A 23,224-nucleotide genomic window follows, 5' to 3' on the forward strand; every position below is an offset into this window, starting at 1 on the left:
TGCGGTGAACCTCAATCGCAGGCGGCACAGGGCCGCACTGTGTTTGCCAGCAGGGCCCTTCGGGGCCCTTTTTCATGTCGATTCGGGGTGAATGTGGCGAGGTGAAGCGGCTCGCTTAGTGTGAAGAAATAGCGCCTTTGGGCGTTTCACTTCACGCAATTATCGAGGTGGCGTGACTCCTAGACTGTGGCTAACTGTCTGGAGATACGTCCATGCCGCTGCGCTTGTCTTTGCCGAAATGGCCCGCTTCCCGCAAGAAGCGCGAGCCTAACCACCTGGGGGTGGTGTTCAGCCCCGGGCGGTTGGCAGTGGCGGTTGTGCGCGAAGGCTCGCAGGGCAAGCCCATCCTGGTGGCATACGAGTCGTTTGTTGATGATCCGAGCTTGTCCGAAGTCGGCAAATGGCTCAAGCGGGAAGGCTTGAGCATCGAGTCGGTCAATTTGACATTGCCGGGTGACGACTATCAGATGCTGTCGATGGACACCCCATCGGTGCCTGCGGCCGAGCGCGCCGACGCCATGCGCTGGCGCGTCAAGGACATGATCGACTTCCCGGTTGACGACGCTTGCGTTGACTGCCTGGTCTTGCCTTCGCCTGATGGCGAAGGTGAGGGGTCGCACGCCTGGGCGGTGGTGGCGCGCCGAGAGCGTGTGGGTGAGTGGATGAGCCGGGCTCGGAAAGCCCGTTTGCCGCTTGATTCGATCGACATCCCTGAGTTGGCGTTGCGTAACTTGCTGGTCTTGGCACCTCAAAGCCAGGCCACCGCGCTGTTGCGACTGAGTTCCACAGGGGGCGCGCTGATCGTGGCTTGGCGTGGCGAGTTGTGTTCATTCCGTCGCTTCAACGACCTCAACATCGCCCACTTCGCCGCGGCCGATCTGATGACCCGCCAGTCGCTGCTGGAGCGTCTGGCGCTGGAAATGCAGCGCACCGCCGATGCTTTCGAGCGCCAGTTCTATGGCACGTCGATCGAGCGCGTTTGGGTTGAGCAGTCCGTACCCGATCTGGATCTGGTTCAGCAACTGGCACCCCATGTGAGCATGCGACTGCACGCTTACGAGTTGCCTGAACAAATGGAACTGGGCCATCGTGCCGCAGCCACCATGAATCGCAGCAAGCCGCCTCGGCCGAGTCTGGTCGCCATAGGGGCGGCGCTGCGCCGGGTCATCGTCTCGCGTGACGGGGGCGCCGCATGACTCAGCAAATCAATCTGATTGACGAGACCCTCAAGCAAGGGCGCGACTGGGCCAATGGCGTGGTGGTGATCTCGACCTTGACCTTGGCGGCCTTGGCTGCGGGGGGGCACTGGGCCTATGAACAGTGGCTCTGGCAGCGCGCGAGTCAGGATGTGGCCGCTGCGGAAGCGGCCAAAGAGGCCAGCGGGCAGGTGATGCAGCAAGTCTCGGCTCAGGTGGCCGAGTTGCAGGCTCAGTTGGATGCTGATGAGCAAATTCGCAAAGCCGCGGCTGCCATGATCGATCCACCTCGTGAGGTGGTGGCGCGTTTCGATCGCCTCGTGGGAGGGCTGTCTTCTTCCATGTGGCTGCAGAGCGTGGAGTTCTCGGGCGCGCGCGGGGTGCATTTGACCGTCAGCGGCTTGCGCCAGGCTGATCTGGCGCGCTACGCCGATGGCTTGAGTGCCAGTCAGGCCTTCGAGGGCTTGCCCATTGCCATCCTCAGTGTGGAGCGCAAGCTGATGCAGGAGCCAGCTTCTCAAGTGGATGACCAAGCTGCACGCAAGGCGGTGCCGTATTACGTGTTTGAGCTCTCGGGGCAGGAAAACCTGCCAGCCCAGGAGGTTCAGCCATGAAGCAGCGTCTCGCACAGTTGTCGCGCGATTGGCTCGCCAAGGTGCCATGGAAGCGCTGGGTGGGTCGTGTCAACGCCTTGCCGCAACGCGACCGCATGGCTTTGTTGGCCGGTGGCCTGGCTCTGGTGGTTGGCTTTGTTTTTCAGGTCACGATGCCGGTGCACGACCGCCGTGTCGCGCTGCTGTTGACTCAGCCAGGCATTGATCCACTGCAGCAGCAGACCGATGCCATGGCCTTGCAGCAGAAACAGGCCGAATTGATGCGGCTGCAACAGGTGTTGGCCAAACGCACGCCAGCCCAGGCCGTCTCGACTCAAGGGGGGTCTCCGCGCGAGGTGTTTGCGGCCTTGCGCAAGGCCATGGCCTTGCAAGAGGTCGAGGTGGTGAGCCTGAAGGCCTTGCCCGATGATGCCCCGATCAAGCCTCCGGTGGCTGCGGCTGCAGCCAGTACCGCGGAGGTGGTGGATGTGCCTGCCGAAGCCGCCAGCGATGCCGGGCAAGTGGTGCCGCCACCCGCTCCGGTTCCGGAAGCAAAGGTGTATCGGCATCGAGCAGAGCTCCGTGTGGCTGGAAGTCTGGCGCAGGTCAATCTGGTGCTGAAGCAATTTGAATCGAGCGGGCAGCTGATGCAGCTCGAAAAAGTCAAGCTGGTGCCAGCGGAAGGCGATGCCCGGCAAGTTGAGGCCACGCTGTCTCTGGTGTTGATCAGTCAGGAGGCGACATGGCTGGCCATGTGATTGCTTCAATCGTTGGGGGCTATCGCGCCACGGTGCTGCCTGTGTGCCTGGTCCTGCTGGGCACGGTGTGCACTGCTTGGGCGGCTGGGCCGGGGGCACCGTTCGTGCCCCCGATGCTCGACCCGATCAGTTTGTCTCAGGGGGCCGATGGCGCATCCGCCGGGGCCAACGGAGCGGCCGCCAGTGGCCTGACCGGTGTCCGGCTGGGGCGTCAGGGCGGCGCTGTGATCGACGGCCAATGGGTACGCCTGGGGGCGCAGGTTCGAGGCGCCCGGCTCGTCAGCGTGCAGCGGAGCAAGGTTGTGCTCAAGCATCCTGACGGGCACAAGGAAATCATCGAGATGTATCCGCCACAAGGCGGACAAGCAGGTGCTTCGGCACCTGCATCAACTGAGGCGGTCAAACCATGAAGCCGATGCAAACCCCATCCCAGAAACATCGCCAGACCTGGCGTCTGACCCTGGTGGCTGCGGTCGCTGTGCTGCTGTCGGCCTGCGCAAGCAAGCCACCGGCACCCACAGTCACACAGGAGGCGATTGATGAGGCCATGAAGGCGGCAGCCGCAAAGCGCCCGGTGGCCAAAACGCCCGACAACGTGATGTCTGCCCTGGTGCCGCCGACGGTCGAGCGTCCGCGCGTGGCCAAGCGAGAGTCTCGATTTGATCTGGTGTTCAACAACGCCTCGATCAACCAGGTCTTTGAAGCGATTGCTGCGGGCTCTCGTTACAGCTTTGTGGTGCAGCCGGGTTTCACCAACACGGTGGCGGTGAACCTCAAGGATGTCACGGCCATTGAGGCCCTGGAAGTGCTGCGCGAGGTCTACGGATTCGAATACCGGGTGTCGGGAAATCGGGTCTTTGTTGAACCGCCTACTTTGCAGACCCGTATTTTCCAGGTGGCTTACCCCAGCTCGAAGCGCTCGGGGCGCAGCGACACCCGTGTGAGCTCCGGGTCGATCACCAACAACCTCAACAGCAGTGGCTCAGGTGGTGGCTCGGCTGGGGGCAGCACCACGGCCAACGAAGGCAGTCAGGTGTCCACATCGATCGACACCGACTTCTGGAAGGAACTCGATGCGGCGCTGAAGGCCATTGTGGGTGATGCCGAAGGGCGCCAGATCGTGCTGTCGCAGCACACCGGTGTGGTGGTGGTGCGTGGCATGCCACGCCAACTGCGCGAGGTGGAGTCGTTTCTGAAGTCGTCGAAGCTGTCGATCGAGCGTCAGGTCATGTTGGAAGCCAAGATCGTGGAAGTCACCCTCAAGGACGGCTACCAATCCGGCATCAACTGGACACAGCTCAATGGCGAGGGCAACCACCGCATCTCGGTTGGCAGTGACCCCAGCCGTGTCTGGGTGCCTGGGGCCTTGGGACGTAAATATGGCGTACCTGATGGCGCAATCAAGACCATTGTGGATCCGTCGACCACGCCGCCAACGGTGATACCGACGTCCATGGCCGATCTGGTGGCCACACCGTTGAGCCAGGCGACCAATGGTGTGTTGGGCCTGGCCTTTTCGACAGACAGCTTCTACGGCCTGCTGAGCTTCCTGGAAACCCAGGGCTCGGTGCAGGTTCTGTCTTCGCCACGGGTCGCCGCCATCAACAATCAGAAGGCGGTGTTGCGTGTGGGAACCGATGACTTCTTCGTTACCAACATTGCGACGACGACCACCACCAGCGCTTCAGGTACGGTGACGACACCGACCATCACCGCGCAGCCCTTCTTCTCGGGTATTTCTCTGGATGTGACACCGCAGATTGACGCCGAAGGCATGGTGACCATGCATGTGCGGCCCTCGGTCAGCAATGTGTCAGAGCGCGCTCACGTGATCAACCTGGGCACCCTGGGCAGCTTCAGCCTGCCGCTTGCCTCCAGCAGTGTCAACGAAACCGACACCATCGTGCGTGTGCAAGACGGCTACATCGTGGCCATTGGCGGCCTGATGCATCAAGAGCAGGACAACACGAAGAGCCAGGTGCCCTTCCTGGGCGACCTGCCTGTGGTGGGCAACCTCTTCAAGCAAAACAACCGCAATATGAAGAAGAGCGAGCTGGTGTTCCTGATCAAGCCCACGGTCATCAAGTCAGACGCCGACTGGCGCCAGGACCTGGCCGATGTGGGGGCGCGGCTGGAAGGCATGGTTTTGCCTTCACACAGCGTGCGCGAACGAGCAGGGGAGTGATGCGGCATGTACGCAGCTCACTTTGGCTTGTTCGAGCAGCCCTTCAATCTGACACCTGATCCCGACTTTGTGTATGTGGATCAGCAGCATCAGGCTGCGCTGGAAACCTTGGTGCAAGCCTTGGCGCAAGGTGAAGGCTTTGTCAAAGTGACAGGCGAGGTGGGCACGGGCAAGACCTTGTTGTGCCGTCGATTGATGGCGCATTTGCCCGCCAGTGTGGTGACCGCTTGCCTCTTCAATCCACGGCTGGAGCCGGTAGGGTTGTTGCGTGAACTGGCTGTGGAGTTGGGGTGCGTGCCGCCCGAGCAGGACGATGAACAGGCCTTGTATCGTCTGATCGAATCGGCTTTGCAAGACTTGGCGGCCCATGGGCACCGTGTGGTGTGCTGCATTGATGAAGCCCATGCCATGTCGTCAGCCAGCCTGGAGGCCTTGCGCTTGCTTTCCAACATCGAAACCGACAAGCGCAAGCTGATGCAGATTGTCCTCTTCGGGCAACCTGAGCTGGATCGATTGCTGGGGCAACCCGAGTTGCGATCACTGCGCAGCCGATTGGGTTGCGGGGTGCGCCTGGAGGGCTTGCCTCTGGCCGATTTCAGACGCTATCTCAAGCACCGCATGTCGGTTGCAGGATGGCATGGCCCCCGGGTGTTTTCCGAAGGGGCTTGCTGGCTTTTGTGGCGCATGAGCGGCGGTGTGCCTCGGCAAGCCAATGCCTTGGCCCATCAGTGCTTGGTGCAGGCGTGCCGCCGAGGTACCCACCGTGTGTGGTTCAAGGATGCCCTGACCGTTGGGTTGGAGCGCTGGCGTCTGGTGGGAAATCTGCTGCGCCCGAATCTGGCTGGCGTCTGGCAAGGAGACAGGACATGAGTGTCATTCGTGACTTGGGGCCGATATCGCCCATGTGGGCTTCACCCTGGATTCGGGGGGCTTTGCTGTCTACCGGCATGCTGGCGTCCTTGGCTGCTGGCATGGCACTTCAGACTGCCAACGTGCGTGTTCAGGAATTGCGACCCTCTGCTTTGGCCAAGGCCGCAGTGGCGACCACTCAGGGCGTGGCGCAAAGCAGGGCGGTCCAGGAATCGGCATGGCGCGTTTGGCAAATGGACACACGCTTGTCCTTGAGTTTGCTCAAACCCATTCTCCCTGGCGAGAGTGACCTGGCTGCGACGCGGGTCAGCTTGTCTTCCCCTTTCGATCCAAGCGACGAAGCGGTGTCTGATGCTGCCGGCCACCCCACTGATGAGCAGCCGCAAGCGTTGGCGGTGGCATCGTCTACGCCTGCGGCAGGCTTGCAGCAGCGCCCGCTGGCTGGGGCCAGCAGTGTTGCACCACTCATGATCGATCCACCTGCCGCAGGTCGTGCACAGACCTCGGCAATGCAGGCTGTAGAGTCTTACCGACATGCCCTGGACTTGCTGGACCAGGGCCGGGATGGGCAAGCGCTGGAGGCCTTGCAGAGCACCTTGCGGCTCGACCCGACACACAGTCAGGCACGCCGCCTGGCCGTGACTTTGGCGCTCGACGCGAAGCAAGCCGAACTGGCTTCCAGGCTCGTGGACGAAGGGCTCAAGGTCGACCCGCGCGACCCAGACTTGCAGTTCTTGCAGGCGCGTCGCCTGATGAGCGGGGGAGCGGCCGATCAGGCTTTGAAGGTACTGCAAGGCATGGAGCGCCCGACTGGCGAAGCCCTCGGCCTGAAGGCGGGCTTGTTGGCTCGAAGCGGCCAGTATGGCCCCGCGGCACAGGCCTACGAGCAGGCTCTCCGTACCCGACCAGACAACGCCACTTGGTGGCTGGGGTTGGGCGTGGCCTGGCAGGCTCAAGGGCAGGGGGCCCAAGCCAAAGAAGCTTTCTACAGAGCCTATCGACTGGGGCAGTTGAGCCCCGATGTACAGGCCTGGTTGGAACAACAATTGTGATGCGCGAGGAGCGATCGTGAACCAAGTTCGCAAATTCCGTCTCGGTGAAGTGCTGGTTCAGCAAGGCTTGCTGAGCTTGCACCAGCTGGAGCAGGCTCTGGCCGAGCAAAAGCGCACCGGGCGTAAGTTGGGGCGCGTTCTGTCTGACATGAATCTGGTGACGGATCAGGCCATCGGCCTGACGATTGCCGAGCAGATGAAGCTGCCTTTTCTGGATCTGGCCCGTCGTGAGCTGAGTCCGGAACTGGTGATGCGACTGCCCGAGTCGCTGGCGCGTCGACATCGCGCCTTGGTCATCGGGCAGCAGGACGATGGCCTGTTGGTGGCTTTTTCCGACCCCATGGACACCTTCGCGCAAGACGAGGTGGCTCGCGCGCTGCACAGCACCATCCATCCGGTTGTGGTCACAGAAAAGTCTCTGATGGATGTGGTCGACCGCATCTACCAGCGCCGCGAGCAGGTGTCTGGCCTGGCCGACGAAGTGGCTGCCGACCTGGGGCCGGCTGTGGCCTCCCTGGACATGCTGGCTGGCACCGAAGACGCGCCGATCGTCAAGCTGATTGCATCGATCTTTGAGACGGCGGTCGCGCAAGCGGTGTCCGACATCCACATCGAACCCCAAGAGCGCCAGACCATCATCCGTTTCCGGATCGACGGTGTGCTGCACCAGCACTCCACCTACGATCCCAAGGTCAGTACGGCCCTCATTCAGCGCTTGAAGCTGATGTCCAACCTGGACATCTCGGAAAAGCGTTTGCCCCAAGACGGCCGCTTCCAGACGGCCATCAACAACTCGCCCATCGACATTCGTATTTCGACACTGCCTACGCAGTACGGCGAATCGGTGGTGATGCGCTTGCTGATTCAAAGCAACCAGAAAGCGTCGCTGGACGCGCTGAAGATGCCGCAGGCCATCCTGTCGCGCCTGAAACTGGCCTTGAGCGCCCCATCGGGCCTCATCCTGGTCACAGGCCCGACGGGCTCGGGCAAGACCACCACGTTGTACGCGGCCCTGGCGGAGTTGAACGACTCGGAAACCAAGATCATCACCGTGGAAGACCCGGTCGAGTACCGCTTGCCCGGCTTGAACCAGGTTCAAGTTCACGACAAGATCGATCTGACCTTTGCGCGGGTGCTGCGGGCCTGTTTGCGGCAAGACCCGGACGTGCTGCTGGTGGGCGAAATGCGCGACCAGGAAACCGCTGAAATCGGTCTGCGCGCGGCCATGACGGGTCACTTGGTGGTGTCAACCTTGCACACCAACGATGCCGCGGGCGCGGTCCTGCGCCTGGCCGACATGGGGGTGCCGCCCTACATGTCGGCCCTGGGCTTGCGCCTGGTGCTGGCCCAACGTCTGGTTCGGGTGGTGTGCGACAGCTGCCGCATGCCCTACGAGCCCGCTGCTCATGAAATCGAGTGGCTGGACAAGGATCTGGCCGACATGCGCGGAGACGATGGCGCCCCCATGCAAAAGGGGACGTTCTTCAAGGGCGTGGGCTGCAACAACTGCCACCAGACTGGCTACCGAGGCCGCACCGGCATCTACGAAATGATCGAGATGACCCCTGAGATGACACATGCTGCGTCACAGGGCGACCACATCACGTTCAACCAGATTGCCCAGAAGCAATTTGCCAACTACACCCTCAAACGCGATGCGATTCGGCTGGTGTTGTCCGGCCGAACCACCGTGGCTGAGGCCATGCGTGCCAGCACACCGATCTGACCATGCCGCAATTCGCCTACTACGGCCGCAACGCCAACCGGGAGCCCGTTGAGGGGCGGATTGAGGCCGCCAGTGTGGCCAATGTGGTCGACACGCTGACCCAGACCGGCATCACGCCGGTGTCGATCACCGAGGTGCCGCAAGTGCAGCAGGCCTCGGAGGTCATCAGTCGACTGCTGGGCAGCGACAAGGTCTCGGCGCTGGAGTTGCTGATGTTCACGCGTCAGTTCTACACCCTCACCAAAGCGGGGGTGCCCATCATTCGGGCCCTGCGCAGCCTGGAGGTGTCGACCCAGCAGAAGGCCCTGAAAAAGCTGTACGCGGAGCTGGCACAAGCGCTGGAAAGCGGGGTGGAGCTGTCGCAGGCCATGAGCCGCCGCGAGGATGTGTTTGACCCGTTCTACATTGCCATGGTGCGCATCGGTGAATCCGCCGGTCGCATGGAAGAGGTGTTCCTGGGCTTGTTCGAGCACCTTGAGTTCCAGAAGTACATCAAGGAGCAGGTGAAGTCAGCCTTGCGCTATCCCACCTTCGTGGTTCTGGCGATGGTGGTGGCCATTGCGATCATCAACATTTTCGTGATTCCGGCATTTGCCAAGGTGTTCGAGAGCCTGCATGCCGAGTTGCCGTTGATGACGCGCATCTTGATGGCCACATCCCAGTTCACGCTGAAATGGTGGCCCGCTGTGGTCGGTGGAGCCGTACTCGCATGGTTGGGCTGGCGCCAATACCTCAAGACCACCTTGGGGCGCTTGCGCTGGGACCGCACCAAGCTGCGCATGCCCATCGTGGGGGATTTGGTGGAAAAAGGGGTGCTCGCGCAAGGCATGCGCAGCCTCGCCCTGGTGTTCCGCAGTGGTGTCCCGGTGGTGCAAGGTTTGAGTTTGTCGGCTCAGGTCATCGACAACGCCCACATTTCACAGGCTTTGGTGGTTATGCGTTCGCAGGTCGAGCGTGGCGATTCGCTGCTCACAGCCAGTCAGCGCTCCGGCGTCTTCCCCCCTTTGGTGCTGCAAATGATCATGGTGGGTGAAGAGTCTGGCACCTTGGGTGAAATGCTGGAAGAAATTGGCCAGATGTACCAGCGCGACATGGAATACGGCCTCAAGGGCCTGTCGCAGAAGATCGAGCCGATCTTGCTGGTGCTGATGGGGGCCATGGTGCTGGTATTGGCCCTGGGCGTGTTCCTGCCCATGTGGGACCTGGGCAAAGCCGCCATCAAGTAACAAAAAAAGTGTGAATTCTTGGCGTGAAGGATTCAAGTCTTTCTGCGTCGAGTCGATAAGCGAGACAGGACAGTCATGTTCGAGGTTCGGCGTGAAGCATTCACGTCATTGAGGCGCGAGGCGCCAGAAATGGAAATATCTGCCATGAAAACCAAGTTCCAACGCGGCTTCACGATGATCGAACTGATTGTGGTCATCGTCATCCTGGGCATTCTGGCCAGCGTGGCCTTGCCTCGCTTCACCAACATGCAGCGCGACGCACGCATTGCCAAGCTGAATGCGGCCCGTGGCGCCGTGTCGGCCGCTTCGGCCATGGTGTTTGGTTCGGCACTGACCCGTCAGGGCGTGAATCAGCCACCTTGCCCGGTGAATTTGGGCCCTGGTCCTGCAAATCCGCTGATCAATGCCACCACCGGTAACGGCAACCTGTGTACCGATAAGGGCCGTATCGCAGTGAACGCGCTGTATCCTGCTCCTGCGCTCAATGGCATCGTAGCTGCCGCCGGCTTGGCTCCCGGTGCCGGTGTGCCGAATGCGCAGGCTTTGCGCGACGAAGGCTACACCGTGAACGCAGCCGGCACCACCGTGACCGTCAGCATCGTGGGCGCGCCCAACCCCGCCACCTGCTTCTTCACCTACACCGCTCCGGCCGCCCTGGGCGCTGCCCCTGTGGTCAGCCCTGTCAACGCAGCCAACACCGCTGGTTGCTGATCTGAATGAAGCCATCCCGCCAGGCCGGCTTCACGCTGGTCGAACTGATCATGGTGATGGTGGTGATGGGCCTTCTGGCGGGAGTGGCCCTTCCCAGACTGACCAACCGTCAGTCACAGGACGAAGTCATCACCCGTGACGAACTCAAGGCCACCTTGCGTCTGGCACGCCAGGTGGCCACGTCACAAAATCAACGGGTCTGCTTCATGCGCACGCCCATTCAGTTCGTGCTGGTCTATGCCAACGCAGCCGGCGCTTGTCAGCTGGCTGGAACCCCTGTGGTCGAACCGGGCAGTGGCAGCGCAAAAGTTGTCGATTTGCCCGCTGGTGTGGTGCTGGGTGGCGCCAACACGGTGCAGTTCAACAGCCGCGGCCAACTGGTGCCCAATGCGGTGGACCAGACGATCACCGTCGGCACAGCGGCCGCTCCGCTCACCGTCACGATCAACCGGGAAACCGGTTTTGTCTACTGATGCGGCGGGCTCTGACTCCTGTGAGCCGCCAGCGGGGTTTCACCCTGGTCGAGCTGCTCATCATCATCGTGGTGCTGGGCATTGCCGGGGCCACCTTGACGGTGGTGTCCACCCGCAGCGCTGAGCTGTCTGCCGCCTCGTTGCGCGACCAGCAAGCCATGGCCCTGGCCAATGCCCTGCTGGAAGAGGTCAAGGCCATGCCTTTTACCTATTGCGACCCCAATGACGCGAATGCGGGTGTGGCTGTCAATGCCGCAGGCTGTGCTGGGCAACCTGAACTGATGGGCCCTGAACCCGGCGAGCAGCGCTTCAGTGCCAATGCCGCCACCCGCTTTGACAACATCAACGACTACAACGGCTTCACCATTGCGGCCGGCGCTTTGCGTGATGCGGCCAACAACCTGATTCAGCCCGTCCTGCCCACGGTGGCCAATTGCGGTCTGTCGGTGGCTGTGGCCAATCAGGCCATGGTCAATGTGAACGCCGGCGATGCGGTACGCATTACGGTGACCGTGCGATGCCCTGATCTGGCCAACACGCCGCCCGTCGTCGTGGAAGCGGTGCGCGTGCGCTATGCCCCGAACCGGTTCGAATTCTGAGAGCAAGCCATGCAGCCACGACACCTTGCCTGCTCATCAGATCAACAAGGCTTCACGCTGGTCGAAATGATCATCAGCCTGGCGGTGCTGGGCTTGTTGGCGGTGGTCATGCTGCCCCTGCTGAGTTTGCCCGCGCAGTCGTACGTGGATGCCCAGCGCCGCGTGGAACTCAATGAACAGATGAGTTTGATTCGTTCCAAGCTGGCTGATGACCTGCGCTTGGCCATGCCCGGCAGCCTGCGCCGAACCTGTGTTGGCACCACGTGCTATCTGGAATATCTGGAGTTGCGTGCCTCAGCGCGCTATAGAACCACCCCGGGGGGAACCGCCTACTGCCCGGCCACCACCCCGGCGTGCCCGGCAGCAACCAATGCGAACGCGTTTGCCCCCGCCTGCGCCGTCGAGAGCTGTTTCACCACACTGGGGCCGCTGAACTTGGCGGTAGCGGGCGTGAACCCCGTGGCCAATACCGACTACGTGGCCATCATGGGCCTGGGCATCGACCCCTACAACTTCGCGGTGAACGGGTCGATGTCGCGCCTGACGGCCTGGGCGAATCGGCCCAATGACGTGGGCTTGCGATTCAACCCCACCAGCTTTCCTGCGCCACCTGCCAGCGCCGCAAAGCGCGTGTACCTGGTGGCTCAACCCGTCACCTATCAATGCAATGAAGGCACGCGCCTGCTCACCAAGCACTGGGGCTATGGCGTGTTCGCCGCTCAGCCCGTTGCATTTGGCGCCCAGAATACAGCCCGCTTGTCTGACAGCGTGACGCGGTGCCGCATCGACCTGTACACCCAGGGCCTCAAACAAGTCGCCTCGATTCGCTTGACCTTGCAGCGCACCGTCGCGGGTCAACCCACGGAGCAGGTTGAAAGCCTGATCCAGATTGGCGTGAGGGAGCCCTGAATGCAGCAGCGCGGCATGTCATCGGTCTTGCTGATTGTGATCATAGTCATGCTGGCGGGCATGACCAGCTTTGCCCTGCGCTTTGTGGCGGGCATGCAGGGCGACCTGGCGGCGCAGGTTCAAGTGCAGCGAGCCCAAAGAGCCGCCGAAGCTGCGCTCGAGTGGCAGCGCTACCGCTTGCGCGCTACTGCTAACTGCGCAGCGGCCACCAATCTGCTGGTGCCGTTCGCCACGGGCAATGTCCAGACATCCATCAGCTGTGTTCGCACACCCGCTGCCGCACACAACGACGGCGGCACGGTATACACCTATGCCATCACCGTCACGGCGTGCTCGCCTGCTGCGGCTGGGGCGTGCCCAAACCCCGCGCGCCCGGCAAACTATGTGGAACGGCGCCTGACCGCGGTGGCCGCCTGCAATACGGCGGTACCAGCCGCTTGCACTTGGTAAGTACGTGCTAACCCGAGGGTGTCGCGCCCGATGCCTTGCTGTCATCCAGCATCCTGTTTCTAATGGGGGCCAGTTTCTAAAGTAGCGACCATGGCTACAAAAATTGGCTCTGTCATGAACACCCCCAACGCAAACCAACAGCACCCGATCATTCCCCGCGAGCGCCTGGATTTCGGCCTGGACGGAGACATTCCCAAATACTGGTTTGGCGGCGACCCCTTCAAAACCCGCTTCTTTGACGCGATGTCGATCATCTTCCCGCCCGGCGAGCGGTTTTTCATGACCTCGGTGCGCGACTTCCGTGACCGCATCCGAGACCCCAAGCTGCTGGCAGACATCCAGGGCTTCAACCGACAGGAAGCCCAGCACTCCATCGTCCACAACCAGTACAACGCGCGTTTGCGCGCCCAAGGCGTCGACGTGGACGGCATGACCGCCTGGCTGGAAAACCTCTTGTTCGACAAGTACCGATCACGCTTCAGCCGGGAATACACACTGGCCATCACCGCAGGACTCGAGCATTTCACCGCCATCAGCGCCCATGCCATGTTCGATAAGCGCGACATCATGGGCGAAGCCCACCCGAATGTTCGGGCCATGTATGCCTGGCACGCCATTGAAGAGGTTGAACACAAGGGCGTTGCCTACGACGTCATGATGGACTACGCCCACGTCGGATACTTCAAGCGGGTTGCGGCCTTGCTGCACTGCACCTACATGTTCCCGGCCGTGGTGCACCGCTTCGTTCACCAAATGCTCAAGCACGACGGCTTCAGCTTCACCGAGCGGCTCAAGATTTCGGCCAAGGGTTTCTGGTGGCTGCTCAAGCCCGGTGGTTTCATTGCCCCGGTCATCAAGCACTACCTGCCTTATTACAAACTCAACTATCACCCCTGGCAGGAAGTCGAGCAACCCGGCTACGAAGAGTGGCTGCAAGGGTTTGCCAAGGCCCGCAACCCGGTGGAAGCCAGCGAATTCATGCGCACCGTCATGGCGCGCTGATTCATCCCAAGCGACTCTCCTCCGTCATTGGGTAGACTGCGGCACGCTCATCGTGAGCGTGCCGTATTCTTTTATGTCCGTGTCGTCGCTCGTCCAGGGGGCCATAGGCCTCAGGCCCATTCCGCTGTTCATGCTGTCCAGCTGGATCAAGGCCGCCGCCAAATGTGGGTTCAACGTGCAGCCGCTCATCGAGCAGGCTGGAATTCAGGTCGACCTCATCAGACTGGAAGAGGCGCGCGTATCGCCATTGCAGCTCATCTCCTTGCTTGAGCAGAGTGTGGCCCTGTCGCCCGACAAGCACTTTCCCTTCGTGCTGGGCGACACCTTCGCATTCGAATCCCTACCGGAGTTTGAAACCCTCCTCACCACCAGCCCCAGCCTGCGTGACGCCCTGCGTGTGGCCCAACTGGCTGCCAAGGTCATCTTGCCTTGGTTGCGAATCGAGCTGATAGAGCAGGGCGACGTCGCCCGTATCCAGCTCGGCTTTGAGTTGGCCTTGCCCGCTTCCATGACGGCAAAGCTGCCTCTGCATCTGGTGTTGGAGGCGGCGCTGGCCAGCGTCCGCAAGTTCGGGCGATCTCTTCAAGGCTCAGAAGAAGGATTCATCGCGGTGGAGGTACCGGGTGAGCGGCCCAGCTATGGCGACCACTTCCAGGCCTTCTTTGGTGTGCCCATTCATTTTGGCCGGCCTGCCTACGCCATGCTCGTCGAGAGTCGCATGCTCGATTTGCCACTCGAAGGCGCTTTTCCTGTCTTGCACGAACAGGCGCAACGACTCGCCGAGCAGCGGCTGGACAAGGAAGCACGTCGCCAAGGCATGGCGTTTGAGCTGGAGGAGTGGATCAGCCGAGATCCAGGCTTGCTCGAACTGGGCATCGAAGACATGGCCGAACGTCTCGGCCTGCACCCCCGCACGCTTCAGCGCCGCTTGAAGGACGAGGACGACAGCTACCTCAACGTCCAGGCTCGCATGCGCCATCGACTGGCTTGCGAATGGCTCCGACAGGGGGCCTTGTCCATTGACGACATCAGCGCCAAGCTGGGGTTTTCGGATCGACGGGCCTTCACGGCCGCTTTCAAGCGTTGGGAAGGGCTCACCCCCAGCGCTTGGCGTGATCAGGCCTGATCGAGACTCATTCGTCTTTGGGTTGAATTGGGAAACAAGTGTTTTCCGTTTTGTTTTGTTTTTTCAGTCCGCTAATCGTTTCTCGTATCTCGTTCGGGTGATGCATGCATCACGCGTGTCAGGCAAATCTGGGGGTGAATTTACGCCACGAAACGCGTGTGCAGGAATGTGTCGTGCAAGCCGCCCTTTTTTGTGTGAAACATCTGTAACAGATTGATTCTCCTTGGGAATGCGTGTCGTGCCTTAGTCCAAGAAGGGGGGGCTTATAGGGTAAGCACTCGGTCTTGTGCGTGACAAGCCCCCCCTTAATGAGGTGGTTTGTTCGCGTTTTATTCCTTTTGTGGGTGTATTTCAGGACGACTGTCTCGTCCCGAAAGACTAGATTTATCACTTGAGAACGTTGAATGAATGTTTGACCGTAAACGGAAGCTGTTTAAGTGAGTACGCGCGTTTCCTGTTTACGTTTCAAAACGACCTTCACTTGTTTCGAGTGGTGCCCATATGACGAAACCTGAAGCCCTGACCGCCGTCCCACTTCCCTCCATCAGCAGCTGGACGCAAGCCGCAAACATTTGCGGATTTGCGCTCGACCCTGTCATGCGCGAGGCAGGCATTTCTGCCAAGACGCCGAGCAGCGTGTCGCCGTTTGGCCTGCACAAGGCGCTGCAACTGTGCGTGGAAAAATCTACAGGGCGTTACTTTCCCTTCGTCCTGGGTGAGGTATTTGTCTTCGAGGCTTTCGGCGAGTTCGAGACTTTCATCAACTCCGCATCGACCTTGCGCGAGGCTCTGGAGGCCGCCAGCTGGGCGCATGACCTCATTGCCCCGTGGATGATGCTGCGTCTCGACGAATTTGGCACCGAGGCCCACCTGCGCGTCGAGTTGCCATTCCCTGGAGGGCACTTGCCGATGTTCTCCCCCGTGCGCGAGGTCATTCTGGCTGTCTTGCACCAGTTGGTTCGCCGGGTCACCCAGCAAACCAACTGGCTGATCTCGGTGCGCTTGAGCCAGCCGCGCCCCGAAGGCCGCCTGCCTCAGGAGTTCGAGGCGCACTTTGGTGTGCCCGTCTCCTTTAACGAAGGCGTGGATGCGCTGGTCGTTGACCGCCGTTGGCTCGACATGCCTCTCAAGGGTGCGGTTCCCGACATCGTCGGCCAGGCTCGTCAGCAAATCGAAAAACGTTTGGCTGTTGCGGTGGGGGGCCGCCGCATCGTTGACGACGTGCGCTGGGCTCTGGAGCGCCGTCCTGAACTGCTGCGCGAGGGCCTGGAAGCCACCGCAGCCGCGCTGGGCTTGCATCCACGCACGCTGCAGCGCCGCCTCCAGACCGAAGGCGTTCGCTTCGTCGACATTCAATCTGAAGCCAAGCTCTATCGCGCCAAGACCATGCTGCGCCGACGCGCCATGAGCATGGAGTCCATCAGTGACGAACTGGGCTTCAGCGACCGTCGGGCCTTCACCTTTGCTTTCAAGCGCTGGACGGGCGTCTCCCCCAGCGTTTTCCGTAATCAGCTGGCTAGCAACAACGGCAGCTCGGCCGCTGCGGCCTGACCCTCTGATGGGATGGCAATTGGCTGGTAGAGTTGCCAGCCATGTCTGAACGCAAAGATCTCCATGGCAGGCACGTCCTGCTCGGTCTGACTGGCGGCATTGCCTGCTACAAGTCCGCCGAGCTGGTTCGCCTGCTGACCAAGGCTGGGGCCACGGTGCAGGTCATCATGACCGAAGCTGCGGCAGCCTTCATCACCCCTGTGACCATGCAGGCCCTGTCGGGGCGCCCGGTTCTCATGAGCCAGTGGGACGCCCGCGAGCCCAACAACATGGCCCATATCAACGCCGGCCGCGAAGCCGACGTGATCGTGATCGCGCCCGCCAGTGCCGATTTCATGGCCAAGCTGGCGCAGGGCAGGGCAGACGAGCTCCTCAGCCTGACCTGTCTGGCCCGACCACGTGAAACCTGCGCACTGTTGGTGGCGCCGGCCATGAACCGCGAAATGTGGGCCCATCCGGCCACCCAGCGCAACGTGGCTCAACTGCAGGCTGACGGCACTGTCATCCTGGGGCCCGGTGCCGGTGACCAGGCCTGTGGCGAAGTGGGCGATGGCCGCATGCTTGAACCCGAGGAATTGCTCGAAGACATCGTGGCTGCCTTGGCGCCCAAGGTGTTGCAAGGCAAGCGGCTTCTGATCACAGCGGGTCCCACTTTCGAGCCCATCGACCCGGTGCGCGGCATCACCAACCACTCCAGCGGCAAAATGGGCTTCGCCCTGGCACGCGCCGCGCGGGAAGCGGGTGCCCAGGTTGAACTCATTGCTGGTCCGGTGCACTTGCCCACCCCTCGTGGGGTGAGGCGTACCAACGTCATGACTGCGCGTGAGATGCACGACGCCGTGCTGCCGTTGGCAGCGCAAAGCGACGTGTTCATTGCGACCGCGGCGGTAGCCGATTGGCGACCCGCGACACTGGCCGAACACAAGATCAAAAAAGAGGGCAAGAAGGTCGCTCCCACCTTCGAACTCACCGAAAACCCCGACATCCTGGCCGCAGTCGCGCAGCGGGCCAATGCAGCCGGCGGTACGCCGTACTGCGTGGGCTTTGCCGCCGAAAGTGAGCAACTGCTGGCGCACGCACGTGCCAAGCTGCAGCGCAAGCAAATCCCGCTCATCATCGGCAACCTGGGGCCGGCCACCTTTGGCCGAGACGATAACGCCTTGCTCGTTGTCGATGCCCAGTCGCATCATGCTTTGCCCAATGACGGCAAGGCCACTGACAAACTCACGCTCGCGCGTGCCCTGATGCTGGAGTTGGCCAAGCGCCTGGCCGGCCACCCTCAAGTCAACCCATCATGACCACTGTAGACATCAAAGTGCTGGACGCCCGCATGGCCGACAGCTTGCCCGCCTATGCCACGCCCGGCAGTGCCGGTCTCGATCTACGTGCCTGCCTGGACGAGCCGCTGGTGCTTGAGCCGGGGCAGGCTCAGCTGATTCCCACAGGGCTGTCAATGCACCTGGGGGATCCGGGCCTGGCGGCCATGATCCTGCCGCGCTCTGGGCTCGGGCATAAACACGGCATCGTGTTGGGCAACCTGGTCGGCTTGATTGACTCTGACTACCAGGGTCCTCTGATGGTCAGTTGCTGGAACCGTGGCAACGCCGCCTTCACCGTGCAGCCCATGGAGCGCATTGCGCAACTGGTGATCGTGCCGGTGGTGCAGGCCACATTCCGTCAGGTCGACTCGTTCGAAGCCTCTGAGCGAGGCGAAGGCGGCTTCGGCTCAACGGGGCGCGGCTGAACGAGCCGCGGGGCACCCCGCGGCACAGCAGGTTCTGATTTCAGTGCAGGGTTTCGTTGGGTGGTGCACCCATGCCCAGCACGAACGGGGCTTCGCCCACCGAGCCCTGTTCCACCTCTTCGGTGGTGGCTGTGCGCACATCCAGCACCTTGAACGACAGACGCAGGCCAATGCCGGCCAGCGGGTGGTTGCCGTCCAGCACCACGTGGCTGTCGTACACCTCAGTGACGGTGTAGATCACGTCCTTGGGCATATCGGGTGTGGCTGCGCCCTCGGGGGGGCCTTCGAATTGCATGCCCTCTGACACCTCTTCGGGAAACAGAGTGCGCGCCTCAAAGAACACCAACTGGGCGTCGTAATCGCCAAAAGCCTCTTCGGGCTCCAGCTTCAATTGCGCTTCGAAACCGGTGGTCTGACCCATCAGTGTGGATTCCACCTTGGGCAGCAAGTCTTCGCCACCCACCAGGAATTCCATCGGCTCGGTCAGTTCGTCAATCAGGACGCCTTGAGCGTCCTCGAGTCGCCAGGTCAGGCTGACGACGCAGGGAGAGGAGATCATCATGATGGGCGAATCATCTCATGAGCTGCGCTCCTTGAGCCCCATCATGTTCATGTTCATGTGCATCGCAGTGGCCCCACAATGGCGGCATGAAATCCGCACCCCGAAACAAGAACAGTTCGGCTGGCGCTTCGCGTGCAGCCTCGTCGTCAGTCATGCCCGAGCTGGATCAGCCATGGGCTCTGCTTGGCGGCCTCTCGCCACAAACCTTCATGCGCAAGCATTGGCAGAAAAAGCCGTTGCTCATTCGCCAGGCCGTGCCGGGTGTGCAGCCACCGCTCAGTCGGCCTGCCTTGTTTGATCTGGCCGGGCAAGACGATGTGGAGTCGCGCCTGATCGTGCAAGGTGGTACCGGTAAGAAAGCGCCCGCATGGGCTTTGCATCATGGTCCGATTGCACGCACTCGCATTCCCAAGCTGGCTCAGCCTCGCTGGACTTTGCTGGTGCAGGGGCTGGACTTGCATGTGCCCGCTGCGCACGAGTTGCTTAAACAGTTTCGCTTCGTACCCGATGCGCGCCTGGACGATCTGATGATTTCCTATGCCAGCGATGGCGGTGGCGTCGGCCCGCATTACGACTCGTATGACGTATTTCTGCTGCAGGTGCATGGCAAGCGCCGCTGGCGTATCGGTCCGATCGATGACCCCACCTTGCTGCCTGATATGCCGGTGAAGATTCTGGCGAACTTCCAGCCAACCGAAGAGTACGTGCTGGAGCCAGGCGACATGCTGTACCTGCCTCCTCGCTGGGGGCACGACGGCATTGCCGAGGGCGAGTGCATGACCTGCTCGGTTGGTTTCCGTGTGCCGGAGACCAGCGAACTGACCCGCGATGTGCTCATTCGCGTGGGTGAGACGCTGGAGTGTGAAGACCCGCCGCGTCTCTACAAAGACCCCAAGCAGTTGGCCACAGCGGAGCCAGGGCGTATCCCCCCCGGCTTGCAGGCGTTTGCGGCTGAGGCCGTGGCGCGTGCCTTGAAAGATCCGCAATCGCTGAACACGGCGCTGGGTGAAATGCTGACGGAACCGAAGCCTCGCGTCTGGTTCGACCTGGGGGCTGAGCCGCTTGCTGATGGGGTTGGGGTGGTTCTGGATGCCAAAACCCGGATGATGTACGACGATCACTGCATCTATGCCAATGGCGAGTCGTGGCGCGCCGCAGGCGCCGACGCCCGTGTCTTGCGCGAACTGGCTGATCAACGCCGGCTGTCCGCGGCTCGCGTGGCCAAGGTCAGTGATGCGGTGCGTGGTCTGCTCGAGCAGTGGGTCGACGATGGTTGGTTGCACCCCGAGGGGTGATGCGAGGCAAGAGTAGGGCAGGAGGGCAGAAATGACAGAGGCGTTGTCGGGTCGATTTGATGGATGGCTGTCGTTTCAAGACCGCCTGGCGGCCGGTATGGCCATGGCGGCGGTCGATCCTGCCGATCTGTGTTTCTGTGATGTCGACTTTGCCCACTGGCCTCTGAGTTCGGCCAGCATGGTCGAGGCTTTTCATCAATGGGTCATGGCCAGCAGTGCCACGCAGTGCCTCATGCTGGCGGTGCACTTCGACGCCATGCCAAGGCTGCATTCCCGGTGGCTCAAATGGCGTCAGCCCTGGGGGCACCGGGTCAAATGCCGTGTGGTCCCAGAGGACTCCGTGGCGGGTATGTTGCCAACCTTCATCTTGAAGGGACGGTTGGGCATTCGGGTCATGGACCTGAAGTCTGGTGCGGGAGTCTGGACACGAGACCCCGCCACGTTGCGCGAATGGTTGTCAGAAATTGACGTAATTTCGCAACGATCTCACGAAGCGCTACCGGTCACCACTCTGGGCTTATAGGGATATGCCCGCGGTGTTGTACAATCGATGGCTGAATGTGGAGCAACCCATAAAAAGTTGCTATGCATCCTCTGCCCTCGTCTCGTATCACTTATGGGACTGTGGGCTTTGCACATAGTTCCATATACCCCGGTTTTTTGACACTCCTTTTGAGGACACAAGCATGAAAAAGTCGCTCCTGCTGGCTTCGCTGATCGCTGCCATGGCCCTGGCCGCTTGCGGTAAGAAAGAAGAACCCGCTGCTGAACCCGCATCCGCCGCTTCGGAAGCTGCTTCCGCCGCTCCTGCTGCTTCGGAAGCTGCTCCTGCCGCTTCGGAAGCTGCTTCGGCCGCTTCGGACGCTGCTCCTGCTGCTTCGGAAGCCGCTTCGAAGTAATCTTCGATCGCAGCTTAGCGAAAAGGCCGCCCTCTGGGGCGGCTTTTTTTATGCCCTGACGCGAGGTCCCTGCGCTTTGTGTGTCTTAGTGTGCAGTCAGGCCCGATTCTCGCTGACCGCGAGCGGGAACGCGATGAAAAAACCCGGCCTGAGCCGGGTTTTGTTTTTGGAAGCCGATCGGGCTTACATCAATTCGTTGAACAGGTCTTTGGCAATGCGCTGGGCCACAGCCGAACTTTGTACCTGGCCTTGCTGATCGACGATCTTGATGGCGGTCTGGGTGCCGCTACCCTGAACCAGGACGCGATGCTTGATGGGGGCTGTGTCAGCCGGTTTGGCGCCGAACAAGCCAGCCCAGAACCCAACCTTTGGTTTTTCGCCGGTATCGCCAGGCAGACGCACTTCGTACTGGCCCTGGGTGCGGTCGCGGTTTTCAATGGTGTAGCCTGCGCGGTCCAATGCCAGGCCGACCCGACGCCAGACGGTGTCGAAGTCGTCGTCAACTGACAAGCCGGCCTGGTTGTCGGTCAGTCGCACGGGTGCGTAGGCCGAACCACGTGATTTGGTGTCTGGTGCAGCCACTTGGCGAGCTTGGTCAGCATCGTCCTTGCTGGCGCCCAGGCGCAGCATCAAACGCGCGATCATTTCCGATTCCAGCGCCTTGTCGGTGCGGGGCATCCAACGAGTCTGGTCTTTGCGGTTGTCCACGTACTCTTCCACCACGCCGCGGTGGGTCACGTAGATTTCGCTGCCCTTGCTGCTGCGCTCGATGCGCACCTTGTACTGGTCGCGTTCACCGGTGTCGTACAGCGAACCGACAACCGAACCCAGGGTCCGGCGGACGATGTCTTGAGGCAGCTTGGCACGGTTCTCAGCCCAGTTGGTTTCCATCAAGCCAGCGGCAGGCTGATCAACCTCAAGGGTGAAGCCCGCATCGATCCAGAACTGGCGCACGGCGTCCCAGATCTGATCGGGCGACGCCGAAACAGACAGCCAGCGGGTTTGTCCATCACGTTCCAGTTTGACGTTGCCCAGCTGGCCCGGCGCCACCGCAGCGTTGCTTTGTGCCGCGACTGGCGAGTTGAGGCTGTTGGCCGACACGATTGCGGGCGAAATCTGGCCATAACGCGACTGGCCCGGCAGTTTGCTCAGGTCAGGCGGAACGTCGAGCGACACCACTTTGGAGCCCGCGGTGCGGTAGTCCACCTTCTCGCCCAGGATAGAGGGGCCGGTGGAGGAGCAGCCTGCCAGCAGGGTGCTGCCGACGGTGAGTGCGCTCAGAACTGCGCTGGTCTGGCGACGAGACTTGATCGACATGGGTATTGAATCCGAACGCGAGAGGCGGAATGAGCGATAAGGGTGCAGCGTGGCAGCCAGGGCTGCCACGTCCACAGAAGGCGAGATCAGAGAACGCCGGTTTCGCGCAGCGCGTTTTCCACAACGCTTTGCGCCGACTCTGACAATGGAGTCAGAGGCAGGCGCAAGGTTCCGCCTGCTTTGCCCATGCGTGCCAGGGCCCACTTGACGGGGATCGGGTTGGGCTCGACGAACAACTGCTTGTGCAGAGGCAACAGGTGCATGTGCAGGTCGATTGCGCGGCGAGCGTCTTTTTCCAGGGCTGCGGCACACATGTCGGCCATGGCCTTGGGCGCCACGTTGGCGGTGACGCTGACGTTGCCGTGGCCACCCATCATGATCAGATGAACCGCAGTGGGGTCGTCACCCGAGTAGATGTGGAAGCCCTTGGGCGCTTGCTTGATCAGCCAGGCTGCGCGGTCAAGGTTGCCGGTGGCTTCCTTGATGCCGATGATGCCGGGCAACTGGGCCAGACGCAGGGCGGTTTCCGGGGTCATGTCGGCCACGGTACGCCCAGGCACGTTGTACAGCACCATAGGGATGTCTACCGCTTCGGCGATGGCTTTGAAGTGCTGGTAGATGCCTTCTTGGGTGGGCTTGTTGTAGTAGGGCACAACCTGCAGGGTGCAGTCGGCGCCGACTTTCTTGGCGTATTCGGTCAGCTCGATGGCTTCACGGGTGCAGTTGGCGCCGCAGCCGGCCATGATGGGGACGCGGCCAGCGGCCTGTTCAACCGCGACGCGGATGATTTCGCAATGTTCCTCGACCGAGACGGTGGGCGATTCACCGGTGGTGCCAACCACGCCAATGCAGTTGGTGCCTTCGGCGATGTGCCAGTCAACCAGCTTGCGCAGGGTGTCGTAATCGACGCTGCCGTCTGGGTGGAGGGGGGTGATCAGTGCAACGATGCTGCCAAGAATAGGTTTCATCTTGATTCCTTC

The 23,224-nt window shown here is 61.5% G+C and carries 25 protein-coding genes; 22 read left to right on the forward strand and 3 right to left on the reverse strand.

Annotated features, from left to right (window positions below; translation table 11 throughout):
• Nucleotides 1–212 precede the first annotated feature (212 nt).
• The 19 genes from VFW72_RS07425 to dut all read left to right on the forward strand — a co-directional run bounded on the left by VFW72_RS07425 (nucleotide 213) and on the right by dut (nucleotide 18,171).
• Nucleotides 213–1,196, forward strand: coding sequence for a hypothetical protein (locus VFW72_RS07425; protein ID WP_329673646.1), 984 nt, complete (start codon nucleotides 213–215; stop codon nucleotides 1,194–1,196).
• On the forward strand, nucleotides 1,193–1,810 hold the full coding sequence (locus VFW72_RS07430) for a hypothetical protein (protein ID WP_329673647.1): 618 nt from the start codon (nucleotides 1,193–1,195) through the stop codon (nucleotides 1,808–1,810). Before VFW72_RS07425 ends, VFW72_RS07430 begins: the two co-directional genes overlap by 4 nt.
• Entirely contained in the window at nucleotides 1,807–2,547 is a 741-nt protein-coding gene (locus tag VFW72_RS07435; protein ID WP_329673648.1) for a hypothetical protein, read from the forward strand. The genes VFW72_RS07430 and VFW72_RS07435 overlap by 4 nt, the downstream gene beginning before the upstream one ends.
• Nucleotides 2,532–2,957: a hypothetical protein gene (locus tag VFW72_RS07440; RefSeq protein ID WP_329673649.1), complete on the forward strand. Its 426-nt coding sequence runs from the start codon at nucleotides 2,532–2,534 to the stop codon at nucleotides 2,955–2,957. Before VFW72_RS07435 ends, VFW72_RS07440 begins: the two co-directional genes overlap by 16 nt.
• Nucleotides 2,954–4,732: a pilus (MSHA type) biogenesis protein MshL gene (gene mshL / locus VFW72_RS07445; protein ID WP_329673650.1), complete on the forward strand. Its 1,779-nt coding sequence runs from the start codon at nucleotides 2,954–2,956 to the stop codon at nucleotides 4,730–4,732. Before VFW72_RS07440 ends, mshL begins: the two co-directional genes overlap by 4 nt.
• Before the next feature lie 6 nt (nucleotides 4,733–4,738).
• Nucleotides 4,739–5,602 carry an ExeA family protein gene (locus VFW72_RS07450; RefSeq protein ID WP_329673651.1) on the forward strand — a complete coding sequence of 288 codons (864 nt, stop codon included), beginning with the start codon at nucleotides 4,739–4,741 and terminating at the stop codon, nucleotides 5,600–5,602.
• Entirely contained in the window at nucleotides 5,599–6,654 is a 1,056-nt protein-coding gene (locus tag VFW72_RS07455; RefSeq protein WP_329673652.1) for a tetratricopeptide repeat protein, read from the forward strand. Before VFW72_RS07450 ends, VFW72_RS07455 begins: the two co-directional genes overlap by 4 nt.
• Before the next feature lie 16 nt (nucleotides 6,655–6,670).
• Nucleotides 6,671–8,380, forward strand: coding sequence for a GspE/PulE family protein (locus VFW72_RS07460; protein WP_329673653.1), 1,710 nt, complete (start codon nucleotides 6,671–6,673; stop codon nucleotides 8,378–8,380).
• A 2-nt stretch (nucleotides 8,381–8,382) separates the two neighbouring features.
• Nucleotides 8,383–9,606, forward strand: a complete 1,224-nt coding sequence (locus tag VFW72_RS07465; protein ID WP_329673654.1) for a type II secretion system F family protein — start codon at nucleotides 8,383–8,385, stop codon at nucleotides 9,604–9,606.
• A gap of 144 nt (nucleotides 9,607–9,750) precedes the next feature.
• Nucleotides 9,751–10,317, forward strand: a complete 567-nt coding sequence (locus VFW72_RS07470; RefSeq protein ID WP_329673655.1) for a type II secretion system protein — start codon at nucleotides 9,751–9,753, stop codon at nucleotides 10,315–10,317.
• A gap of 5 nt (nucleotides 10,318–10,322) precedes the next feature.
• The gene (locus VFW72_RS07475) at nucleotides 10,323–10,790 is read left to right on the forward strand and encodes a pilus assembly FimT family protein (RefSeq protein ID WP_329673656.1); all 468 of its coding nucleotides are present in this window, start codon (nucleotides 10,323–10,325) and stop codon (nucleotides 10,788–10,790) included.
• A 20-nt stretch (nucleotides 10,791–10,810) separates the two neighbouring features.
• Nucleotides 10,811–11,389 (forward strand): type II secretion system protein, encoded by a 579-nt coding sequence (locus VFW72_RS07480; RefSeq protein ID WP_329673657.1) that lies wholly within the window; start codon nucleotides 10,811–10,813, stop codon nucleotides 11,387–11,389.
• Between the two features lie 9 nt (nucleotides 11,390–11,398).
• Nucleotides 11,399–12,298 (forward strand): type II secretion system protein, encoded by a 900-nt coding sequence (locus VFW72_RS07485; protein ID WP_329673658.1) that lies wholly within the window; start codon nucleotides 11,399–11,401, stop codon nucleotides 12,296–12,298.
• A gap of 15 nt (nucleotides 12,299–12,313) precedes the next feature.
• Nucleotides 12,314–12,748 carry a hypothetical protein gene (locus VFW72_RS07490; RefSeq protein ID WP_329673659.1) on the forward strand — a complete coding sequence of 145 codons (435 nt, stop codon included), beginning with the start codon at nucleotides 12,314–12,316 and terminating at the stop codon, nucleotides 12,746–12,748.
• Between the two features lie 114 nt (nucleotides 12,749–12,862).
• The gene (locus tag VFW72_RS07495) at nucleotides 12,863–13,750 is read left to right on the forward strand and encodes a metal-dependent hydrolase (RefSeq protein WP_329673660.1); all 888 of its coding nucleotides are present in this window, start codon (nucleotides 12,863–12,865) and stop codon (nucleotides 13,748–13,750) included.
• A 73-nt stretch (nucleotides 13,751–13,823) separates the two neighbouring features.
• Nucleotides 13,824–14,876, forward strand: a complete 1,053-nt coding sequence (locus VFW72_RS07500) for a helix-turn-helix transcriptional regulator (RefSeq protein WP_329673661.1) — start codon at nucleotides 13,824–13,826, stop codon at nucleotides 14,874–14,876.
• Nucleotides 14,877–15,377: 501 nt separating this feature from the next.
• Nucleotides 15,378–16,427, forward strand: a complete 1,050-nt coding sequence (locus tag VFW72_RS07505) for a helix-turn-helix domain-containing protein (protein ID WP_329673662.1) — start codon at nucleotides 15,378–15,380, stop codon at nucleotides 16,425–16,427.
• A 41-nt stretch (nucleotides 16,428–16,468) separates the two neighbouring features.
• On the forward strand, nucleotides 16,469–17,725 hold the full coding sequence (gene coaBC, locus VFW72_RS07510; protein ID WP_329673663.1) for a bifunctional phosphopantothenoylcysteine decarboxylase/phosphopantothenate--cysteine ligase CoaBC: 1,257 nt from the start codon (nucleotides 16,469–16,471) through the stop codon (nucleotides 17,723–17,725).
• Complete coding sequence (gene dut / locus VFW72_RS07515) at nucleotides 17,722–18,171, forward strand: dUTP diphosphatase (protein WP_329673664.1); 450 nt, start codon at nucleotides 17,722–17,724, stop codon at nucleotides 18,169–18,171. Before coaBC ends, dut begins: the two co-directional genes overlap by 4 nt.
• A 40-nt stretch (nucleotides 18,172–18,211) precedes the next feature.
• Here dut and VFW72_RS07520 read toward each other — a convergent pair whose 3' ends face one another.
• Complete coding sequence (locus VFW72_RS07520) at nucleotides 18,212–18,733, reverse strand: peptidylprolyl isomerase (protein ID WP_329673665.1); 522 nt, start codon at nucleotides 18,731–18,733, stop codon at nucleotides 18,212–18,214.
• 152 nt (nucleotides 18,734–18,885) lie between these two features.
• Between VFW72_RS07520 and VFW72_RS07525 the strand changes: the two genes are divergently transcribed.
• From VFW72_RS07525 to VFW72_RS07535, 3 genes are all read left to right on the forward strand, one after another.
• On the forward strand, nucleotides 18,886–20,028 hold the full coding sequence (locus VFW72_RS07525) for a JmjC domain-containing protein (RefSeq protein ID WP_329673737.1): 1,143 nt from the start codon (nucleotides 18,886–18,888) through the stop codon (nucleotides 20,026–20,028).
• Between the two features lie 31 nt (nucleotides 20,029–20,059).
• Entirely contained in the window at nucleotides 20,060–20,551 is a 492-nt protein-coding gene (locus VFW72_RS07530) for a hypothetical protein (protein ID WP_329673666.1), read from the forward strand.
• Between the two features lie 163 nt (nucleotides 20,552–20,714).
• Complete coding sequence (locus VFW72_RS07535) at nucleotides 20,715–20,927, forward strand: hypothetical protein (RefSeq protein ID WP_329673667.1); 213 nt, start codon at nucleotides 20,715–20,717, stop codon at nucleotides 20,925–20,927.
• A 183-nt stretch (nucleotides 20,928–21,110) separates the two neighbouring features.
• On the opposite strand, the gene bamC is transcribed toward VFW72_RS07535, so the two are convergent.
• Both bamC and dapA read right to left on the reverse strand, forming a co-directional pair.
• Nucleotides 21,111–22,244 (reverse strand): outer membrane protein assembly factor BamC, encoded by a 1,134-nt coding sequence (bamC, locus tag VFW72_RS07540; RefSeq protein WP_329673668.1) that lies wholly within the window; start codon nucleotides 22,242–22,244, stop codon nucleotides 21,111–21,113.
• An 86-nt stretch (nucleotides 22,245–22,330) separates the two neighbouring features.
• On the reverse strand, nucleotides 22,331–23,212 hold the full coding sequence (gene dapA, locus VFW72_RS07545; protein WP_329673669.1) for a 4-hydroxy-tetrahydrodipicolinate synthase: 882 nt from the start codon (nucleotides 23,210–23,212) through the stop codon (nucleotides 22,331–22,333).
• Nucleotides 23,213–23,224 lie beyond the last annotated feature (12 nt).

Source organism: Aquabacterium sp. (genome assembly GCF_036273115.1).
Taxonomy (GTDB): domain Bacteria; phylum Pseudomonadota; class Gammaproteobacteria; order Burkholderiales; family Burkholderiaceae_C; genus Aquabacterium.

Coding starts and splice junctions, on each gene's coding strand:
- VFW72_RS07425 (WP_329673646.1), top strand. CDS start 213: ATGCCGCTGCGCTTGTCTTTGCCGAAATGGCCCGCTTCCCGCAAGAAG.
- VFW72_RS07430 (WP_329673647.1), top strand. CDS start 1,193: ATGACTCAGCAAATCAATCTGATTGACGAGACCCTCAAGCAAGGGCGC.
- VFW72_RS07435 (WP_329673648.1), top strand. CDS start 1,807: ATGAAGCAGCGTCTCGCACAGTTGTCGCGCGATTGGCTCGCCAAGGTG.
- VFW72_RS07440 (WP_329673649.1), top strand. CDS start 2,532: ATGGCTGGCCATGTGATTGCTTCAATCGTTGGGGGCTATCGCGCCACG.
- mshL (WP_329673650.1), top strand. CDS start 2,954: ATGAAGCCGATGCAAACCCCATCCCAGAAACATCGCCAGACCTGGCGT.
- VFW72_RS07450 (WP_329673651.1), top strand. CDS start 4,739: ATGTACGCAGCTCACTTTGGCTTGTTCGAGCAGCCCTTCAATCTGACA.
- VFW72_RS07455 (WP_329673652.1), top strand. CDS start 5,599: ATGAGTGTCATTCGTGACTTGGGGCCGATATCGCCCATGTGGGCTTCA.
- VFW72_RS07465 (WP_329673654.1), top strand. CDS start 8,383: ATGCCGCAATTCGCCTACTACGGCCGCAACGCCAACCGGGAGCCCGTT.
- VFW72_RS07470 (WP_329673655.1), top strand. CDS start 9,751: ATGAAAACCAAGTTCCAACGCGGCTTCACGATGATCGAACTGATTGTG.
- VFW72_RS07475 (WP_329673656.1), top strand. CDS start 10,323: ATGAAGCCATCCCGCCAGGCCGGCTTCACGCTGGTCGAACTGATCATG.
- VFW72_RS07485 (WP_329673658.1), top strand. CDS start 11,399: ATGCAGCCACGACACCTTGCCTGCTCATCAGATCAACAAGGCTTCACG.
- VFW72_RS07490 (WP_329673659.1), top strand. CDS start 12,314: ATGTCATCGGTCTTGCTGATTGTGATCATAGTCATGCTGGCGGGCATG.
- VFW72_RS07495 (WP_329673660.1), top strand. CDS start 12,863: ATGAACACCCCCAACGCAAACCAACAGCACCCGATCATTCCCCGCGAG.
- VFW72_RS07500 (WP_329673661.1), top strand. CDS start 13,824: ATGTCCGTGTCGTCGCTCGTCCAGGGGGCCATAGGCCTCAGGCCCATT.
- VFW72_RS07505 (WP_329673662.1), top strand. CDS start 15,378: ATGACGAAACCTGAAGCCCTGACCGCCGTCCCACTTCCCTCCATCAGC.
- coaBC (WP_329673663.1), top strand. CDS start 16,469: ATGTCTGAACGCAAAGATCTCCATGGCAGGCACGTCCTGCTCGGTCTG.
- dut (WP_329673664.1), top strand. CDS start 17,722: ATGACCACTGTAGACATCAAAGTGCTGGACGCCCGCATGGCCGACAGC.
- VFW72_RS07520 (WP_329673665.1), bottom strand. CDS start 18,733: ATGATGATCTCCTCTCCCTGCGTCGTCAGCCTGACCTGGCGACTCGAG.
- VFW72_RS07525 (WP_329673737.1), top strand. CDS start 18,886: ATGCCCGAGCTGGATCAGCCATGGGCTCTGCTTGGCGGCCTCTCGCCA.
- VFW72_RS07530 (WP_329673666.1), top strand. CDS start 20,060: ATGACAGAGGCGTTGTCGGGTCGATTTGATGGATGGCTGTCGTTTCAA.
- VFW72_RS07535 (WP_329673667.1), top strand. CDS start 20,715: ATGAAAAAGTCGCTCCTGCTGGCTTCGCTGATCGCTGCCATGGCCCTG.
- bamC (WP_329673668.1), bottom strand. CDS start 22,244: ATGTCGATCAAGTCTCGTCGCCAGACCAGCGCAGTTCTGAGCGCACTC.
- dapA (WP_329673669.1), bottom strand. CDS start 23,212: ATGAAACCTATTCTTGGCAGCATCGTTGCACTGATCACCCCCCTCCAC.